This is a genomic window from Massilia sp. Root133, from assembly GCF_001426525.1.
GTDB lineage: Bacteria > Pseudomonadota > Gammaproteobacteria > Burkholderiales > Burkholderiaceae_D > Telluria > Telluria orientalis.
The window spans coordinates 249,872-269,693 of record NZ_LMEW01000023.1 but is presented as its reverse complement, the minus strand read 5'-3'; the positions used below and the strand labels follow the sequence as shown (position 1 = coordinate 269,693).

The following is a 19,822-nucleotide window of genomic DNA, read 5'->3' as shown; positions in this document are numbered from 1 at the left end:
TCAAGCAGGTACCGCTGCCGGGTACTTGCGTTTCACCCTGCGCTCCAGGCTGTCCCGGATCGCATCGATTTCGCTTTTCAAAGCCCGGCCGCGATACACCAGCGACGTTTCGTGGCGCGCATGGGTGTCGTCGCGGGATGCGCTGAACCAGTTGAACGACCCGACGCAGTACACCGACTGGTCAACCGTGACGATCTTGCTGTGCACCTTATGGACGGTGGCGGCATGCATGCCGTCACGGCTCAATGCGTCGAGCAAAGCGTGCAGAGCCTCGCGGTTGCGTGCCACCGCGTCGCGATCGGGCGCCGCCACGTTGAATTCCTCGTCCGTATAGACGTGGACGGCGACGCCGCGTGCAATCGCGGCCTGCAGCGCGTTCCAGACGGCCGGCGCGCGAATCCTGTCCGGCCGGATCCACGGCGTCATGATGCGCACTTCACGCTGCGCGCCCGCCAGGACCTCCAGCAGAAAATCGTCATGTTCGCGAGCATCGCGCAAATGCGTCACGCCAGTCGTCCCGGCCGTCAGGTCGGCGCGCGGGCCCGTATCGAAACGCAGTGCGTTGGCGGGGTCGCCGAACAGGAAGCCGGCCAGAACACCACGTGGTGTCGCCGGGGCGGCGGTTTCCAGCACATCCATGTCGCCGAACAGGAGGAAGCTGTCCTTTGCGCGCGACACCGCCACGTTCAACATGCTGGGATCGCGGTCCATGAAGCGGCCATCCAGGTGCTTCGAGTAACACGAGGAAAAAATGACGACCGGCCGCTCAGCTCCCTGCAACGCGTGCACGGTGCCGATCGTAACGGCACCGTGCTCCATCAGCCCCGCGTCGCGGCAGGCTGTTTCGATCGCGTCCACCTGGGCGCTGAACGGGGTCACGATGCCCACGATCTGCGCGAACGGTTTGCGGTAGCGGAGCTCAAGCGTCGCGCGGTGCGTCTTCAACCACGCTGCGATCGTCTGCGCTTCGAGCAGGTTGTACGCGCTGCCGCCGCGATTGCGCTGGCAGATACCGTCAACGTGCAAATAGCCGAGAGCGGGCAGTCCGTCCGCATCGGCCGGACGCGGACCGCGCCGGGGCAGCAGCTTGCCCTTGTAGCACAATGCGTTGCAATACGCGATGATGTCGTCGTAGCAGCGCCGGTGCTCGTACAGGTACAACCCGGGGGAGAGGTCTGGATCGTACCGATAATGACTCGCGTGCTGGGCGATACGCATTACGCTGCCCGACGATGCTGTCCGGCCGGACGCGGCGATCCGCTGGAACGATGCGTCGTCTCCACCCGCCTCGAGCAGGCCGTGCTCGAGCAGATTGCCGCCATCGACGTGACGCGGGACCGACCAGATCGGCGCGATCTGCATCGTGTCGCCGATCACCAGTGCCCGCTTGGCGAGCGCGAACGCCGCGCCGGCCACTTCCGGCAGCACCTGCCCCGCTTCGTCCACGATCAACAGGTCGATAGCGTCGTACAGATAATCCGCGAGGAATTCGCCACCTTCGAAGCGCTGCACCTTGAACAGCGAGGGGAGCATGAAGAAGGTGGAAACGGCGCACGGCGTCAGCTTCATGCGCCGGCGCCAGCGCGCCTCGACGGCGACCCGGCCACTCTTGCGCTTTTGCTTGTCGAGGTCCGGCAGAATCGCCTTCATGTCGAGCAGCCAGCGCCCCTCCCAATAATGCGTCGCCAAGCGGAACACGTCGAAGCGTAGTTGCGTGTCGAGGGCACAGTCGACGGCCGCCAGGTCCTTCTGGATCGCGTGACCGACGTATAGCGCCGCCGCCGTGTCCCATTCCTGCGTCGCCCGGCGCAGGGTCGACATCAACGCCTCGCCGCGCGCGATCTCCTGCCTGAGCATGGCGATACGGGCGGCGTGTTCCGCGACCCGCTCCTTCGCAATGGCCTCCGCCTGCTCAGGATGCTCCCACGGCGTCGAATTCCCGGCGATCGACTTCCAGAATTGTTTCGCGAGCCGTAAGCGCTTGCGCGCCACGGGCGGCAGCCAGGAGAACAGCGCCAGCCAGATCGATTCGCCCGCCAGGTAGGACTCCCACTGGTCAAGCACCGTGCGCGCGGATTCCAGGTCGGCTTCGTGCGCCGCGCTCCCTTCGTGCAACGTGCGCAGCGCGTCGTCCGGGGTCGCGCCAAAAGCGTCGTGCAGGGCCGTGGATGCGCGCGAACGCGTGGCCCACAGGTCTTCCAGACGCGCCAGCTTGCCGGCCGCCGCGCGAATGGCGTCCTGGAGGCGCGCAAGCACTGCGTCCACTGTCGGCGTCTGCAGGTCGGGGAAGGCGTTCCTCGCCCGCTCGAGGTAATGCGCTTCCGCCCCGGTGACGAAGGCGGCATTTTCCACAGTCTCGAAAAATGCCCGGGTCTGATATCTGGCGGCAGCCTCGGCTTCCTTTCTCTGTGCCGGGAAGTACGCGCCGAAACTCCTGACGTCGGGTACCCACCGTCCGGCGAGCGGCCCGGTGCCGGTAGCGAAATCCCGACCGAAGGCGTCGATGACGTTGGTCACCGCCTGGTTGTTGGTCGACGCCGCGACGATCACCGGCGCTTCGCCACCGTCCAGCGCGGCCTGCGCCCACAGCGTGGCGACGACCGACAGCAACAAGGTCGTCTTGCCGGTACCGGGTGGACCGTTCACGCAGGTGATGTCACCGGCCTGTCCGGCCAGCAGGTGTGACAAGCTGTCGCGCTGCGCATCCGCGAGCGGATAGCTGTCGCTCGCATGCCCGAGCCGGGCGGCGAAGCGGGCATGCGGCGGCAGGCACGGCAACCGGCTCGCCGCCACGTCGCAGGCATAACGGTCGAACAGGGGGGCATGCGGACGGTTCTCGACAAGATGATCGTACAAGCCGAGGATGTGCAGCGCCGCGCCCTTCACCGCGGCCGTTTTACCGATGCACCAGTACCCGGCATCGATGTAACCATCGGCGCGCGGTTGCCAGCCATCCGCCACGGCCTCGAACAGGCTGCGGCAATATGTCCGATAAGCGCGCCATTGTTCGTCCAGTTCGCCGGCTGCGGCCGCTGGTTCGCCCGGCTCCATGCGCGGCGCCGAATGCGTCGTCAGGAAGACGTCCTGCACGTCCACCGTGCCAATGGCGAGCGCCGGACGCTCCAAAGGCTCAAGCAAGTCGCGTGGCACGACAGTGTGACCGGTGGGGTAAAGCCGGCCGGCCCGGCTCAGCACGGCGGTGCTCAGCAGCGGCGCAATGAACGCCGGCTTGACATTGCGGCGGGCCTGGCCATGCGCCAGCTTGAGGATGAGCACCTGCGGACGCAGCACGACGTCAACCGTCTGGACGCCCTCGGCTTCGCCCTCGAATATCTGCGCGACGATGTCCTCGTGGAGAATGCCTCCCTCCAGTTCGTCGAGTGGCCTGTGGAGGAACGCATCAATCTCCTCTTTCGTCAATGCACCGCTGCCGAGGGCCGCATCGGCCAGGGCACTGCGCCAGTATCCCGCAAAAGCCAGCGATTTTGATTCCATGCAATGTATGTCGGAAATTAACAATCTCGACCATACCACCGAATCCACGCTCCTGACAAAAACTGTCAACGTCGTCTCATAACATTGTCGCCTCGTTATCCAAGGAGATCGTCATGCACATCATCATCGGAGGCACCGGCCACGTCGGCTCGGCCACGGCCCGCGCGCTGCTGCGCCGGGGCGAACCCGTCACGGTCGTCACGCGCAATGCCGGCCATGCGGCCGGGCTGCGGGATGCCGGCGCGAAAGTCGCCGTCGCGGACGTGCGCGACGTGCCCGCGCTGCGCGCCATCCTGCGTACGGGCACTACCGCGCTGCTGCTGAATCCGCCGGCCGCGCCGTTCACCGACACGGACGCCGTCGAGCGCGCGAATGCCGCCGCCATCGTCGACGCGGTAACGGGATCCGGCCTGCGCAAGACCGTCGCCGTCTCGACGTTCGGCGCGCGCGCCGGCGAGCCATGCGGCGACCTGACCGTGCTGTTCGAATTCGAGGAAAAGCTGCGGGCGCAGGCCGTGCCTGTCGCCGTCAATCGCGGCGCCTACTACATGAGCAACTGGACCGAGATGCTCGACACGGTGCGCCACCGCGGCAAGCTGCCCAGCTTCTTTCCGGAAGATGCCGCCATCCCGATGGTCGCGCCCTGCGACCTGGGCGAAGCCGCCGCGCAGCGGCTGATGGAGCCCGCGGACCGGACGGAGACCCTCTACATCGAAGGCCCGCGCCGCTACACGCCGCTCGACGTCGCCGACGCGTTCGCGCGGGCACTCGGCCGCCCCGTCGACGTCGAGGTCGTCCCGCGCCATGCCTGGGAGCAGACGTTCCGCCAGCTCGGCTTTTCGGCGGAAGCGGCGCGCAGTTATACGTGCATGACGGGAACCGTGCTGGACGAGCAGGACCGCTGGCCGGACGACCCCGTCCGCGGTGCGACGTCGCTTGAGGATTTCATTTGCGAAAGCGCAAGTCGAAAGTATTAAAACTACACACTTTATGCAAATTAGATTGACACGAAAATACGCATAGCTAAGAATCTCCCCCATCGGGCACGAAAACATCACAGAATGATCGCCCGATACGTAGTAAAAGTACCTGGCTGAGCAACGGACTTTTGTACGCCCTCCGTTGTTCGCCGGGACCTTACCCGTATCACATCGGAGGAGAAGCATGAAGAAGAGCACCATCGTCGCCCTGCTGGCGGCGGGCATGATCACGTCCATGGCCCCGGCAGGGGCCGCCACCCCCGCCCAGCAGGCGGGCGGCAGCACGGCCATCGTCCTGCAGGGTTTCCACTGGAACTCGGCCAATTACACCGGCCCGGACTGGTACAACACCCTGCTGAACAACGTCGGCGACCTGAGCGCGATGGGATTCACCCACGTGTGGTTCCCGCCGCCGTCGGATTCGAGCGCCAAGGAAGGCTATCTGCCGCGCCAGCTGAACAAGCTCGATTCCAAGTACGGCAGCGCGGCCGAGCTGACGAACGTCGTGAGCGCGTTCAACAGCAAGGGCGTCAAATCCATCGTCGACGTCGTCGTCAACCACCGCGTCGGCACCACGGGTTGGTCCGATTTCACGAATCCGAACTGGACCACGTATTCCATCGTCAACGGCGACGAGTGCAACTGCGGCCTCGGCAACGCCGACACGGGCCAGGGTTTTTCCGCCGGGCGCGACCTCGACCACAAGAACGTGGGTGAAGTCCAGAACGGCATCATCAACTGGCTGAATTACACGCTGAAGCCGGTGGGCTTCTCGGGCCTGCGTTTCGACTACGTGAAAGGCTTTTCGGCGAGCTACGCGGGCCAGTATTCGAACGCGTTCGCGCCCGATTTCTGCGTCGGCGAGATGTGGCCGGATTCGTTCGACCTGAACAACCTGAACGCGAACCGCCAGGCGATCATGGACTGGATCAACGGCACCAGCAACAGCTGCGGCGCGTTCGACTTCACGACCAAGGGCATCCTCAACGACGCCCTCGCCAACGGCAATTACTGGCGCCTGAAGGCGACGGACGGCAAGCCGCAGGGCGCCATCGGCTGGTGGCCGGCGATGTCGGTGACGTTCGTCGACAACCACGACACCGGCCCAGCCGAAAGCTGCGGCACGGGCCAGAACCTGTGGCCCGTGCCGTGCGGTTCGGTGCTGGAAGGCTATGCCTATATCCTGTCGCACCCGGGCATCCCGACCGTGTTCTACCCGCACATCTACAACTGGAACCTCAAGACGCAGATCGCGGCGCTGATGGCGGTGCGCAAGAACGCGGGCGTGAATTCGACGTCGGCGGTCGCGATCCAGCAAGCGACGCAAGGCCTGTACGCGGCCATCATCACCGGCACGACGCACCAGCTGGCGATGAAGATCGGCCCGAACAGCTGGAGCCCGGGCGCCGGCTGGACGTTGCAGACGTCGGGTAACAACTACGCCGTCTGGATGAAGTAAAAGCGCACGAAGCGGCTCAGGCCCCCACCGCCTGCAGCCGCGCCGCCTGGCCGCGGCCGATGACGTCGCTGCCATGCACGCTGACACGGTTGCGGCCGTTCTGCTTGGCGTGGTACAGCGCCACGTCCGCGCGGCTCAGGATGTCTTCCCATTTCTGGTCGTGCGCATCCAGCGCGGCCACGCCCACGCTGACGGTCATCGCTACCGGCTTCCCCTCGACGGTCAGCGGCGTCGCCACCACGGCCTCGCGCAGGCGTTCGGCCATGGCGCACACGTTCCCCGCATGTTCGCCGACGACCAGTACCGCGAACTCTTCCCCGCCGATGCGGAACAGCGCATCGTACCCGCGCAGCACCCGCGCCGACAGTGCCGTCACGTGGCAGATCGCCGCATCCCCCACCCCGTGGCCGTAGCGGTCGTTGATGGGCTTGAAGTGGTCGATGTCGAACGTGATGAAAAACATGGCCGAACCGTTGCGGCGGCAGCGGCGGAAGTCGCGCGTGGCCACGTCGTGCAGGGCGCGCCGGTTCAGCCAGCCGGTCAGCACGTCGGTCAGCGAGGCTCGGCGCAACGCCAATGTCTGCTGGTGGCTGACGATCAACGCGCAGCACATCGTCGCCAGCGACATGTACACGAGCATCGCCAGCGCGCCCGACGTGCGGAAGAAATCGCCGCCCAGGAAACCCGGCGGGCGGCCGTCGTACGCGAGCATGATCGCCATGCGCGCGGCCTGCTGCAGCGCGGACAGCACCTGCAGCACGATCAGCGGCGTATGCGCCGCGCACGCCTCGCGCTCGCTGCGGCGCCACAGCAGCCACGCGGCGCCGAGATTGAGCGCGCCGACGAACGGTGTGAACAGCGCGAGCCGGTACAGCGGGGCGCCGCGCGCGAACATCAGCCCATGCGCCGCCAGCACGGCGGCCATCAGCAACACGCCCCAGCGCCAGCCGGGCGCCAGGTGCAGGTGGCGCCGCACCCCGGCCAGCATGCCGAAATGGCCGCCGATGTGGAGCGCGTTGACGCAGGCGATGAACAGGATGGGGCCCGCCTGCTGGTGCAGGCCAATGGCGCCCAGCCCGTTGCTCAGTGCGAATAACGCAGCGGCGACCGTCCAGTCGACGAGGCAGGCCTGGCGCGCGCTGGCGAGGTACAGCAGCCCCATGCTGGCGGCCATGGTCAACGCCGCCAGCGCGGCGGCCACGATGAGTGTGAAAGCGTCCAAACGCCATCCAACCTGTATAGATAATTCCATAAGTATAAAACTATTGTTCATATGCAAATCTAACCAATTGTCGCAATCACAAAATTTCTGTATTTACAGCAAGCGAAACCGGCGTCCGGGACGGCTGTGATATACCGTTTCCCATGAATGCCGCATTCTTCGCCATCGTCGGTGCCCAGTTCTTTTCGTCGCTGGCGGACAGCGCGCTGTTCATCCTGTGCGTGTCGCTGGTCGCCACGCTGTCGTTCCCGCAGTGGATGACGCCGATGCTCAAGATGGGCTTCGTCCTGTCGTACATCGTGCTGGCGCCATTCGCCGGCGCCTTCGCCGACCGTTTTCCCAAGGGCCGCGTGATGCTGCTGACGAACACCGTCAAGATGCTCGGCTGCTCGCTGATCCTGGCCAAGGCCAATCCCCTGCTCGCCTACGGCATCGTGGGGCTCGGCGCCTCCGCATACTCGCCCGCCAAGTACGGCATCCTGGCCGAGGTGCTGCCGCCGCGCCGCCTCGTGGCGGCCAACGGCTGGATCGAGGGCACGACCGTGCTCGCCATGATCCTCGGCACGGTGCTGGGCGGCGTCCTTTCCGCCAATCCGCAGGCGATCGCGTGGCTGCTGCACCTGACCGTGCCATGGCGGGCCACGCCCATCGGCATGGCGGTCGCCGTGATCGTCATGACGTATTTTCTGGCGACGCTGTTGAACCTGCCCGTGATGCACGCCGGCGCCCGCCCGGACGACCCGCGCCGCCCTTTGCCCACGCTGCTCGCCGATTTCTATCGCTGCAACCGGACGCTGTGGCAGGACCCCGAAGGCCGCATCTCGCTGGGGGTCACGTCGCTGTTCTGGGGCAGCGGCATGGTGCTGCAGGTGCTCTTGCTGACGTGGGCGCAGAACGTGCTCGGTCTCACGCTGGACCGTGCCGCGGCGCTGCAGGGCGTGTTCGCACTCGGCGTCGCGGTAGGCGCCGCCGTCGCCGGCAAGGCCGTGCCGCTCGTGCGCTCGCTGTCCGTGATGCCGCTGGGGGCCGTGATGGGCGGCGGGCTGTGCGCGATGGTGTGGGTGCATTCCGTCGCGGTGGCGCTGCCGCTGCTGCTCGCGATCGGCATCCTGGCCGGCCTGTTCGTCGTGCCGATGAACGCGATCCTGCAGCACCGCGGCCACCGCCTGATGCCTGCCGGCCAGTCGATCGCCGTGCAGAACTTCAACGAGAACCTCGCCATCCTCGCGATGACGTCCACCTATGCGCTGGCCCTGCAGGCGCAGCTGCGGCTCGATACCGTGCTCGTGCTGCTGGGCCTCCTGATCGTGCTCGTCACGCTGGTCTTGCGCGGGATGGCGGCGCCGCGGATCGACTGAAGTGTCCGCCGGCGGTGTCCGCCCGGTGTCCGTTCATGTGTCCGCGTGTCCGACCGTATCGCACGCGCCACGCCCATCCGTATGTATCAGTCTTGTTACACATCAAATAAGGTAATGGCTGAACGTCAAGACTAGAATATTTTCCTTCTTTCAACCATGAATGCAGGGTAAATATGATACGTTTCCCGATCGGCCTGGCGGCGCTATGCCTCAGCATGGCGGCAATCGCGGCGGAACCTTTCGATGACAAATTCCGCCAACTCGACGAATTGCTGCCCACCCCGACCACGATCCGCACCGCTTCCGGCGCCCCGGGACACGCCTACTGGCAGCAGCGCGCCGACTACACGATCCGCGCCACGCTGGACGAAAGCAGGCGCGCCATCAGCGGCACCGAGACGATCACGTATCACAACAATTCGCCCGACACGCTGTCCTACCTGTGGATCCAGCTCGACCAGAACATCTATAAACGCGATTCCGACGCGCGCATGACGGCGACCGTGCCCTCGCGCGACGCCTGGGCCAAGGCGCGCGGGCCGGAAGACGGCTATAAATTCGACGCGCTGCGCTCCGTGCTGGAAAAGAGCACGTTCGACGGCGGCTTCAGGATCGCCGCCGTGAAGGATGCGGGCGGCCGTCCGCTGCACGTCGCGATCAACCGCACGATGATGCGCATCGACCTGCCGCAGCCCCTGAAGCCGGGCGCGAAGGTCGCGTTCTCGATCGACTGGAGCTACAACATCAACGAGCAGAAGGTGCTCGGCGGCCGCTCCGGCTACGAGAAGTTCGACGAGGACAAGAACGACCTGTTCGAGATCGCCCAGTGGTTCCCGCGCATGGCCGCGTACTACGACGTGACGGGCTGGCAGCACAAGCAGTTCCTCGGCACCGGTGAATTCACCCTGGAATTCGGCGACTACGACGTGCAGCTGACCGTCCCTGCCGACCATATCGTGGCCGCCACCGGCGAGCTGCAGAATCCGGGCGACGTGCTGACCGCCGCCCAGCGCCAGCGCCTGGAGCAGGCGCGCACGGCCAGCAAGCCGGTCATCATCGCCACCCAGGCCGAGGCCGAGGCGCGCGAAAAGACCCGCGCCGGCGGCACGAAGACGTGGCGCTTCCGCGCGAAGAACGTGCGCGATTTCGCGTGGGCGTCGAGCCGCAAGTTCATCTGGGACGCGCAAGGCTTCAAGAAGGACGCGACCAATGTGCTGGCGCAGTCGTTCTACCCGAAGGAAGGCAATCCGCTGTGGGAAAAATACTCGACGGCCGCCGTGATCCACACGATCGCCGAGTACAACAAGTATTCGTTCGACTACCCGTATCCCGTCGCGATTTCAGTGAACGGTCCGGTGGGCGGGATGGAATACCCGATGATCTGCTTTAACGGCCCGCGCCCGACGAAGGACAAGAAGACGGGCGAGCTCACGTACTCCAGCCGCACCAAGTATGGCCTGATCAGCGTCGTGATCCACGAGGTGGGCCACAACTACTTCCCGATGATCGTCAACTCCGACGAGCGCCAGTGGACGTGGATGGACGAAGGCCTGAACAGCTTCCTGCAATACCTGGCCGAACAGGCGTGGGAAGAGCACTATCCGCAATCGCGCGGCGAACCGCGCGCCATCGTCGACTACATGAGGAGCACCAACCAGGTGCCGATCATGACGAACTCGGAATCCATCGCCGCCCTCGGCTACAACGCGTACGCGAAGCCGACGGCCGCGCTGATCGTCCTGCGCGAGACGGTGCTGGGCCGCGAGCTGTTCGACTTCGCCTTCCGCGAATACGCGCAGCGCTGGAAGTTCAAGCGCCCGACGCCGTCCGACTTCTTCCGCACGATGGAAGACGCCTCCGGCACGGACCTCGACTGGTTCTGGCGCGGCTGGTTCTACACGACCGACCACGTGGACGTGAGCGTCGACGGCATCAGCGAATACACGGTCGGCACGAAGGATCCCGAGATCGAGAAGGCGTGGAAGAAGGCGCAACGCGATGCCGAGCCGATCTCGATCACGGACCAGCGCAACAAGGGTACCCTGCCGCGCCGCGTGGACTCCCATCCGGAGCTGAAGGATTTCTACAACGAGCACGACGCGTTCACGGTCACGAACCGCGACCGCAACAAGTACAACGAAGCGCTCGGCGACCTGGAAGACTGGGAGAAGAACCTGCTCAAGGAAGGCAAGCATCTGTACCTCGTCGACTTCAGCAACCTCGGTGGCCTCGTGACGCCGCTGATCCTCGAGATCACGCTTGCGAGCGGCAAGAAATACATCGAGCGCATTCCGGCCGAGGTGTGGCGCTACACGCCCAGGAAGATCACGAAGCTGATCATCACGGACGAGCCGATGGTCGCGCTGACGCAGGACCCGAACTGGGAGACGGCCGACACGGACACCGGCAACAACAGCTGGCCGCGCAAGGCGATGCCGTCGCGGCTCGAGTTGTACAAGACCGAGCATGACAAGGACAACCTCATGAGGGACTTCAACGAGAAGCTGAAGACCAAGGACGACAAGGCGGAATAACACGCCCGACGTCTATCCGCGGCAACGGCGCCCACGAGGTGCCGTTGCCGTTTTCACTTTTGACACCGCCATGAAACGCCTACCCCTCATCGCCCTCCTCGTCCTGGCCTCGGCCACCCACGCCCAGGCGTTCGACGACAAATTCCGCCAGCTGGACGAACTGCTGCCGACACCCAGCGACACCCGCACCGCGTCCGGCGCGCCGGGCCACGCGTACTGGCAGCAGCGCGCCGACTACCGCATCCGCGCGACGCTCGACGAAGCCAGGCGCGCCGTGACCGGTTCGGAAACCATCACCTACCACAACGACTCGCCGGACACGCTGGCCTACCTGTGGGTGCAGCTGGACCAGAACATGTTCCGCGCCGATTCGGACAACCGCCGCATCGCCAGCCATCCGTCGCGCGACGCGTGGCGGTCGGGCGGCACGCCGTTCGAGTCGGCGCGCTTCCTCGTCGAGAGCGCGAAATTCGACGGCGGCTTCAAGATCGCGTCGGTGACGGACCGCAGCGGCCACCCGCTGCGCACCACGATCAACAAGACGATGATGCGCATCGACCTGGCCGAGCCGCTGAAGCCCGGCGCGCGCGTTGCGTTCGACATCGCGTGGCGCTTCAACGTGCCCGAGACGACCGTGCTTGGACGGCGCATGGGCTTCGAGCGGTTCGACAAGGAGGACAAGAACGACCTGTTCGAGATCGCCCAGTGGTTCCCGCGCATGGCCGCGTACTACGACGCGCACGGCTGGCAGAACAAGCAGTACGTGGGCGACGGCGAGTTCACGCTGGAATTCGGCGACTACGACGTCGAGCTGACGGTCCCCGCCGACCACATCGTCGCCGCGACGGGCGAGCTGCAGAACGCCGGCGCCGTGCTGACTGCCGCGCAACGCGAACGCCTCGCGCGGGCGCGCACGGCCGGCAAACCCGTCGTCATCGTCACGCAGCAGGAAGCGGAAGCGAACGAGAAGCAGCGCGCCACGACAATGAAGACGTGGCGCTTCAAGGCGTCCAATGTGCGCGACTTCGCGTGGGCATCGAGCCGCAAATTCATCTGGGACGCGCAGGGTTTCAGGAAGGACGGGACGAACGTCCTCGCCATGTCGTTCTACCCGAAGGAAGGCAACCCGCTGTGGGAACGGTACTCCACGCAGGCCATCATCCACACCATCGCCGAGTACAACAAGTACGCGTTCGATTACCCGTACCCCGTCGCCATCTCCGTGAACGGTCCGGTGGGCGGCATGGAATACCCGATGATCTCCTTTAACGGCGGCCGGCCCGTGAAGGACAAGAAGACGGGCGAACTGACGTATTCGAAGAACACGAAATATGGCCTGATCAGCGTGATCATCCACGAGGTGGGCCACAATTACTTCCCGATGATCGTCAACTCCGACGAGCGCCAATGGACGTGGATGGACGAGGGCCTGAACTCGTTCATGCAGTTCCTGGCCGAGCAGGCATGGGAAGACCACTACCCGTCGCGCCGTGGCGAAGCGCGCAACATCGTCGACTACATGAAGAGCCGTAACCAGGTGCCGGTGATGACGAACTCGGAATCCGTCACGCAGCGCGGCAACAACGCGTACGCGAAACCGGCGACCGCGCTGAACGTCCTGCGCGAGACGGTCCTCGGCCGCGACCTGTTCGACTTCGCCTTCCGCGCATACGCGCAGCGCTGGAAATTCAAGCGCCCCACGCCGGCCGATTTCTTCCGCACGATGGAAGACGCGTCGGGCACGGACCTCGACTGGTTCTGGCGCGGCTGGTTCTACACGACGGACCATGTCGACGTGAGCGTGGACGGCATCAGCGAATACACGGTCGGTACGAAGGATCCGGAGATCGAAAAGGCGTGGAAGAAGGCGCAGCACGACCTCGAACCGGTCTCGGTCACGGACCAGCGCAACCAGGGCACGCTGCCCCGTCGCGTGGACTCCCATCCGGAACTGAAGGACTTCTACAACGAGCACGACGCGTTCACGGTCACGAACCGCGACCGCAACAAGTACAATGAGGCGCTGGGCGACCTCGACGACTGGGAACGGAACCTGCTGAAGGAAGGCAAGCATCTGTACCTCGTCGACTTCGGCAACGTCGGTGGACTCGTGACGCCGCTGATCCTCGAGATCACGCTTGCGAGCGGCAAGAAATACGTCGAGCGGATTCCGGCCGAGGTGTGGCGCTACAATCCGAAGAAGATCACGAAGCTGATCGTCACGGACGAACCGATGGTCGCGCTGACGCAGGACCCGAACTGGGAGACGGCGGACACGGACACCAGCAACAACAGCTGGCCACGCAAGGCGGTGCCGTCGCGGCTGGAGTTGTACAAGACCGAGCGTGACAAGGACAACCTGATGAGAGATTTCAACGAGAAGCTGAAAAAGGTGGACAAGTGAAGCTGCAGCGCATCGCGATGTTGCTGTGCGCCTGCGTGAGCATCCACGCCGCCGCGCACCGCTTCCACGCCGGCATCGCCGACATCAGCTACAACGAGCGCACGGGCAGCACGGAAGTCGTGCACACGTACATGGCGCACGACGTGGAGGCGCTGCTGACGGCACTGTACCAGCGCCAGTTCGACCTGTCCGATCCCGACGACCAGGCCGTGCTGCGCAAGTACGTGGAAAAGCAGTTCTGGCTGGCCGACAAGGACGGCCGCCGCCTGCCGCTGAACTGGGTGGGGGTGACGGTCGACACGGACAGCGTCGTCGTGTTCCAGGAGGCCGTGCGCACGCCCGTCGCGCACGTCGAGACGATCCACGACGCCGTGCTGAGCGACTTCCTGCCCGACCAGCAGAACACCGTGAACCTGACGGCGAACGGCAGCCTGCGCACGTTCGGCTTTACCAGCAGCCGCACCGAACTCTCCGTCCACTGATGCGCCCGATCGCCCTGCTGCTCGCCACGCTGTTCGTGCCCGTCTGCGCGTGGGCGGACGATCCCGTGATCCAGCGCGTGCTCGTCGAGGGCGCGCGCACGAGCCAGCTGGGCATCGCGGATGCCGCCAGCGCCGGCACCGTCAACCAGAAGGAACTGGCGATGCGCACCGTGTACCGGCCCGGCGAACTGCTGGAAGCGGCGCCGGGCCTGATCGTCAGCCAGCACAGCGGCGAAGGCAAGGCGAACCAGTTCTTCCTGCGCGGTTTCAACCTGGACCACGGCACCGACCTGGCCACGTACCTGGACGACATGCCCGTCAACCAGCGCAGCCACGCGCACGGCCAGGGCTGGACCGACCTGAACTTCCTGATCCCCGAACTGACGGCGCGCCTCGACTACAAGAAGGGGCCGTACTCCGCGAGCGAAGGCGATTTCGCGTCCGCCGGCAGCGCTGCCATCACCTATGCGAACCGCCTCGCGCGCAACGTGGCCACCGCCAGCATCGGCCAGGACGGCTACGCGCGCACGGCGCTGGCCGCATCGAAGGAGATCGACGACGGCGTGCTGACGTATGCGCTGGAAGCCCTGCACAACGACGGCCCGTACGCGCACCCGGACGATTACCAGAAGCTGAACGGCGTGCTGCGCTACAGCCGCGGCTACGCGAACAACGGCTGGAGCGTGACGGCGATGGCGTACCGCGGCCGCTGGAATGCGACGGACCAGATTCCCGAACGCGCCGTGGCGACCGGCCAGCTGGGCCGCTTCGACGCGATCGACACGACCGACGGCGGCGCAGCGAAGCGCTTCAGCCTGTCTGGCGTGTGGCGCCGCACGGGTCAGGATTCGGCGTCGAAGGTGAGCGCCTACGTCATCCGCAACCAGCTCGACCTGTGGTCCGACTTCACGTACTTCATGAACGACCCGGTCAACGGCGACCAGTTCGCGCAGCCGGACCGGCGCGTGACGAGCGGCGTCAACGCCACACACAGCTGGCACGTGCACCGCGGCGAGACGTCGACGTCGGACATCACCGTCGGCGTGGAGGCGCAGAACGACAACATCTTCAACGGCCTGTATCGCACGGCCGCGCGCAAGACCTTGTCCGTGACGCGCGCGGACCACATCGTCGAGACGAGCCTTGGCGCCTTCATCGAGAACGCGACGCGCTGGAACCCGTGGCTGCGCTCGACGGTGGGCGTGCGCGCGGACGATTATCGCGTCCGCGTGCGCACCGGCGGCATCGACGGCAGCGACTCGCTGGCCAGCCCGTCCGCCAACATCGTGTTCGGCCCATGGCGCCGGACCGAGTTCTACGTGAACTACGGCGAAGGCTTCCACAGCAACGATGCGCGCGGGACCCTCACGGCGCCCGGCCTCGTGCGCTCGCGCGGCATGGAGCTGGGCCTGCGCACCGAAGCCATCCCGGCGATGCAGACGGCCATCTCCCTGTACCGCCTGGACTTCGATTCCGAGCTGACGTACGTCGGCGACGAAGGGACGACCGAGGCCGGCCTGCCCAGCCGCCGCATCGGCATCGAGTTCTCGAATTACTATAAACCGTATAAATGGTTGTCGGTCGACTTCGATGCCGCCTACGCGCATGCGCGCTCGCGCGGCGTCGCGTCGGGGCAAGACCGCATCCCGGAAGCGATCGAGGGCGTCGCCCAGCTCGCGCTGACGGTGAGCCAGGTCGGCCCGTGGGAAGGCGCGCTGCGCCTGCGGTACTTCGGACCGCGTCCGCTCGTCGAAGACGACAGCGTGCGCTCGCGCGCCAGCACGACCCTGAACGGCCGCCTCGGCTACCGCGTGAGCCGCGACCTGCGGCTGGAACTGGAAGGGTTCAACCTGGCGAACCGGCGCGCGTCCGCGATCGACTACTACTATGCGTCGCAGCTGCGCGGCGAAACGGCGCCGCGCGAGGACGTGCATTTCCACCCGATCGAGGCGCGCTCGTTCCGGCTGACGCTCGTCAGAAACTGGTGATGGCCGGCACGGCCGCCTGCAAAAAGTGCTAGGCTACCGGGATGACAACACCGCAACCACCTTATACCGATCCGGCCCGCATCGCCGACGCGCTGCGCGGCGACGGCTATGCGCTGCTGCGTCCGGCCGACGTGGCGCAACTGGCCGGCTGTTCGCTCGCTGAGCTGACGGCGCTGGCGCCGAGCTGGAACCGCCTGGAACTCGACAACTACCTGAAGGACGGCGGCCGCTATCGCCGGCGCCGGCATTCGTGCTTCGTCGACAGCGGCGAGACCCTCACGCAGAGCCCGCACCGCGCGCACTGGCAGCCGGTCGAGTACAACGCCCTGCACGGCGGCATGCACCGCCTGTTCGTGCCCATCGAGCCGTCCACCGTCGAGCAGCCGGCCTGGCCCAAGCTGCTGCGCGCGCTGGGCGCCGTGTGCTCGCAGGTGAAAGGCCGGCAGACCTGGTACGTCGAGGCGCACCAGTTCCGCATCGATACCGCCGACGGCATCGGCCGCCCCACGCCCGAAGGCGCGCACCGCGACGGCGTCGACTTCGTTGCCGTCATCCTGATCGGGCGCGCGAACATCAAGGGTGGCGAGACGCGCGTGTTCGAGGCGAACGGCCCGAAAGGCCAGCGCTTCACGATGACGGAACCGTGGACGCTGCTGCTGCTGGACGACGCGTCCGTCATCCACGAATCGACGCCGATCCAGCCCATCGGCGCCGACGGTCACCGCGACACGCTCGTGCTGACCTGGCGCGCCGATGCTTTCCAGGGCGACGACGCCGAAACGACCGGCGCCTGAGACTGCCCTCCGCGCGGCCGTTTGCGCCGCGCGTCCCCGACTGAACAAAAGAAAGGCATGCGGCATCGCATGCGTCTACAAATGTTAGCGTCGGACAATTTCTGATAAAAAAAAAGCCCGCGACCTTGCGGTGCGGGCTGAATCCAGGTTTTCGGAGAAAAACTGGAGGAGACAGGTACAACTATAGTCCTAATTTTTGTGCACCGCAATACGGTAGAACTACTATATGTAGAGGGCGGCCTCTAGAGTAGAGACTTATGCACCAACGATACGGAATCCAGCACGTTTTTGCGGCATTGCGGGAAAGACCTGTTCCAGACGCTTATCGCCTAACATTAAATGTTCTTCCGATATTTGCGCTAACACCGAACGAAAGTCGGTAAAGACCGGTAAATCGCGGCCCTCGTTCAGTTTCGCATCGCCGACGCCTTCCCAGTCACCATAAACCCTGCCGCCACGCACCTTGCCGCCCATGACCCACATCGCATTGCCGTGGCCGTGATCGGTGCCGCCGTTGCCGTTCTCGCGTGCCGTGCGGCCGAATTCCGACATCACGACGACCACCGTGTCGTCGAACAATGGACCAAGGCGCTCGGCCAGCACGGCCAGGCCCTGCCCCAGCGGTGCGAGACGGTTCGCGAGCTGGCCGGTCGCGCCGCCCTGGTTCGCGTGCGTGTCCCAGCCGCCCAGCGCGACGAACGCCAGCTGGATCTTCGGGTCGTTGCGCATCAGGCCCGCCAGGCGGGCGGCATCGTCGGGGAAACCGTTCGGCAGCGGCGCGCCGCGGTCGGCCGCCAGCATCTCGCGACTCTCAAGGGCGTCCATGACTTCGCGGTGGGCCGCGCGCCCGTCCGCGTACGCGCGCCCGAAGCGGGGGTGGTTCGCATACAGCTCGTCGAACGCGGCCTTGACGGCCGGCCGATCGAGCAGGTCAGCGCGCGCGGCGGCGGCGACGTTCGGCAGGTTCACGGCCGCGGCCTGGCCGGACAGGATGCGCGGCAGCACGGGGCCGATGCCCAGCAGCCTGCTCGGCGACTGCGGGCCGGGCAGCGCGGCCACGAGACGGTTCATCCAGCCGTCCGGCGTGTCCTTGCGGCCCGGCGTCGCGGATTCCATGTAGTCCTGCGCGTCGAAGTGGGAACGCGTCGCGTCCGGCGAACCGCTGGCGTGCACGAACGCGAGCTTGCGCGCGGCCCACAGCGGCTGCAGGCTGGCCAGCGCGGGGTGCAGGCCGAAGTAGCCGTCCAGGTCCAGCGCCCCGCCCTCCATCCCGGGTGCCGCGAGGCCGATCGTGGGCCGCAGGCGCAGATAGTTCTCGTCGCCGACGGGCGCCACGACGTTCAGGCCGTCGACGGCGCCGCGCAGCATCACGACGACGAGCTTCCTGTTCGTGGGGCCGGCGGCCGCTGCGCTCACGGCCCAGGCGCCGCGGCCGACAGGCAGCAGGAGGCCGGCGCCCACCGCGTTGAGAAAATGCCTGCGTCGCATGAGATCCTCCGATGGAATCAGCGCTGCATGAAATCGGGGCTACCGAGCAGCATGGCGGCCCGCAGGTTGTCCGGGTTGCGCTGGACGATGCCCAGCGTGCGCGGCGAGATCGATCCGGCCAGCGTCGCCTGCAGCCGGGCCGGATCGAGGGGCCCCGCCGGCGCATCGGCCGGCACCGTCGCCAGCGGCAGCCTGCCGCCCGCCAGCGCGCTCGCGAAGGCGATGCGCCGCGTCAGCGCGTCCGGGTTCAGCCACGCGTCCTGCGTGTTCTTGTACCCGTCCGGCGTCTGGCAGCCGTACAACGGCATGCCCAACTGGTTCATCGTGTTCACGAGCGGCCCCACGTTCGCCACCTGCACACCGCTTGCCCGCAGGGCCGAGACCACGTACTGGTAAGGCGTCTTGAACTTCGCGCCGACGCTCCCCGCGTCCATGAATTCGGGGCTCGCGAACAGCGTCGCCAGCACGGCGCGGATATCGCCCTGCGACGCCTGCCACGTGGCCGCCATGCGGTCGACGAGGCTTGGTGGCGGCTCGTCGCTGACGAAGTACTGCGCCAGTTCGCGGCTCACGTGGCGCGCCGTGGCGGGATGCATGGCCAGCACGTCCAGCGCAAACTCCCCTTCCTGCTCGCCGGCGGGCGCGATCGCGCGGCCCAGCCACGTCTTGGCGCCGGCATCGTGGCGGCCGGCGTCGAAACGGAATGTCTCGCCCGTGCGCGCGAGACGCTTCTGGTCGAACGTCCACCCGGTCAGCATGCGCGCCAGCTCCGTCACGTCGCGCTGCGTGTAACCGCCGTCCGCGCCCAGCGTGTGCAGCTCCATCAGCTCGCGCGCATAGTTCTCGTTCAGGCCACGCGCTTTTCCCTTCGCATCCGGGCGCGGCGCCGACGACACGACGTTATCGAGGTAGAACAGCATCGCCGGATGCTTCGCCGTCGCGCCCAGCAGCGCACGGAAGGAACCCAGCGCGTACGGGCGGATCGCGTCGCGTTCGTAGCTCGTCACCAGCGCGCGGGCCATGCCCTTGCCGGCGAAGACGTTGAAATGGTTGTACCAGAAGTCGACCATGACCTCTTCCAGCTGGCGCGGGCTCTCGACGGCGCGCAGCAGCCGGGCTTCCGCGGCCTGGCGCGCCACGCGCATCCCGGCCTCGCGCCGGCGCTGTTTCGCCCCCGCGTCGTCCATCCGCACGTCGCGCCGCAGTTCCAGGAACTCGGCCAGCGATGCGCCCGCGCTGCGATTCACGGTGTCCAGTGCGGCCAGGCGTGCGTTCAGGTCGGCCGGCAGCGGGATCGTCTCCGGGTGCAGCTGCTGGTCGATCCAGCGCTGCACGCCCATCTGCGCCACGCGCTCGACGTCGCCGGGACGCGGTCCGTATGCGAGGCGGTTCAGCACGTGCAGCGCCTGTACATCCGGAGCAGACGCGGCATCAGCGGCCGATGCGGCATTCGTCGCCATCAAGGCGGCGGCCAGCAGGGCAAGCGATGCGCGTCGGATCGTGTTGAGCTTCATGTTGACCGCCATTTAACCGCGAATGGATGAGCGGGAATATCGACGCGACGTTTCAGTGGTAAGGATTTGTAACGGAACATGACAGCCGGGACCATACGGAACAG

Annotated in this window: 12 protein-coding genes; 8 read left to right on the top strand and 4 right to left on the bottom strand. The window is 66.1% G+C overall.

The features are described 5' to 3' along the window. Positions 1-3,495, bottom strand: a complete 3,495-nt coding sequence (locus ASD28_RS17115; RefSeq protein WP_056130454.1) for an AAA domain-containing protein — start codon at positions 3,493-3,495, stop codon at positions 1-3. A gap of 113 nt (positions 3,496-3,608) precedes the next feature. Here ASD28_RS17115 and ASD28_RS17110 point away from each other — a divergent pair, with 113 nt between their 5' ends. Next, positions 3,609-4,472 carry an NmrA family NAD(P)-binding protein gene (locus tag ASD28_RS17110; RefSeq protein ID WP_056130452.1) on the top strand — a complete coding sequence of 288 codons (864 nt, stop codon included), beginning with the start codon at positions 3,609-3,611 and terminating at the stop codon, positions 4,470-4,472. Positions 4,473-4,659: 187 nt separating this feature from the next. After that, on the top strand, positions 4,660-5,934 hold the full coding sequence (locus ASD28_RS17105) for a glucan 1,4-alpha-maltotetraohydrolase domain-containing protein (RefSeq protein ID WP_056130448.1): 1,275 nt from the start codon (positions 4,660-4,662) through the stop codon (positions 5,932-5,934). Positions 5,935-5,950: 16 nt separating this feature from the next. Here the strand turns inward: ASD28_RS17105 and ASD28_RS17100 are convergent, their stop codons facing one another. After that, positions 5,951-7,156: a diguanylate cyclase gene (locus ASD28_RS17100; protein ID WP_056130445.1), complete on the bottom strand. Its 1,206-nt coding sequence runs from the start codon at positions 7,154-7,156 to the stop codon at positions 5,951-5,953. Between the two features lie 143 nt (positions 7,157-7,299). Between ASD28_RS17100 and lplT the strand changes: the two genes are divergently transcribed. The 6 genes from lplT (at position 7,300) to ASD28_RS17070 (ending at position 16,716) form a co-directional block, all read left to right on the top strand. After that, positions 7,300-8,514 carry a lysophospholipid transporter LplT gene (gene lplT / locus ASD28_RS17095; RefSeq protein WP_056130442.1) on the top strand — a complete coding sequence of 405 codons (1,215 nt, stop codon included), beginning with the start codon at positions 7,300-7,302 and terminating at the stop codon, positions 8,512-8,514. Between the two features lie 173 nt (positions 8,515-8,687). Next, a complete protein-coding gene (locus ASD28_RS17090; RefSeq protein WP_056130439.1) occupies positions 8,688-11,048 on the top strand; it encodes a M1 family metallopeptidase in 2,361 nt (786 codons plus the stop codon). Between the two features lie 70 nt (positions 11,049-11,118). Further along, on the top strand, positions 11,119-13,452 hold the full coding sequence (locus tag ASD28_RS17085) for a M1 family metallopeptidase (RefSeq protein ID WP_056130436.1): 2,334 nt from the start codon (positions 11,119-11,121) through the stop codon (positions 13,450-13,452). Beyond that, positions 13,449-13,934, top strand: a complete 486-nt coding sequence (locus tag ASD28_RS17080; RefSeq protein ID WP_229412020.1) for a DUF6702 family protein — start codon at positions 13,449-13,451, stop codon at positions 13,932-13,934. The genes ASD28_RS17085 and ASD28_RS17080 overlap by 4 nt, the downstream gene beginning before the upstream one ends. Next, positions 13,934-15,922 carry a TonB-dependent receptor gene (locus tag ASD28_RS17075; protein WP_056130433.1) on the top strand — a complete coding sequence of 663 codons (1,989 nt, stop codon included), beginning with the start codon at positions 13,934-13,936 and terminating at the stop codon, positions 15,920-15,922. Before ASD28_RS17080 ends, ASD28_RS17075 begins: the two co-directional genes overlap by 1 nt. A 41-nt stretch (positions 15,923-15,963) precedes the next feature. Then, a complete protein-coding gene (locus ASD28_RS17070; RefSeq protein ID WP_056130430.1) occupies positions 15,964-16,716 on the top strand; it encodes a 2OG-Fe dioxygenase family protein in 753 nt (250 codons plus the stop codon). 255 nt (positions 16,717-16,971) lie between these two features. Here ASD28_RS17070 and ASD28_RS17065 read toward each other — a convergent pair whose 3' ends face one another. Together ASD28_RS17065 and ASD28_RS17060 are read right to left on the bottom strand one after the other, a co-directional pair. Continuing rightward, complete coding sequence (locus ASD28_RS17065) at positions 16,972-18,204, bottom strand: DUF1501 domain-containing protein (protein ID WP_056130427.1); 1,233 nt, start codon at positions 18,202-18,204, stop codon at positions 16,972-16,974. 17 nt (positions 18,205-18,221) lie between these two features. Further along, the gene (locus ASD28_RS17060; RefSeq protein WP_056130920.1) at positions 18,222-19,718 is read right to left on the bottom strand and encodes a DUF1800 domain-containing protein; all 1,497 of its coding nucleotides are present in this window, start codon (positions 19,716-19,718) and stop codon (positions 18,222-18,224) included. Positions 19,719-19,822: the final 104 nt, after the last annotated feature.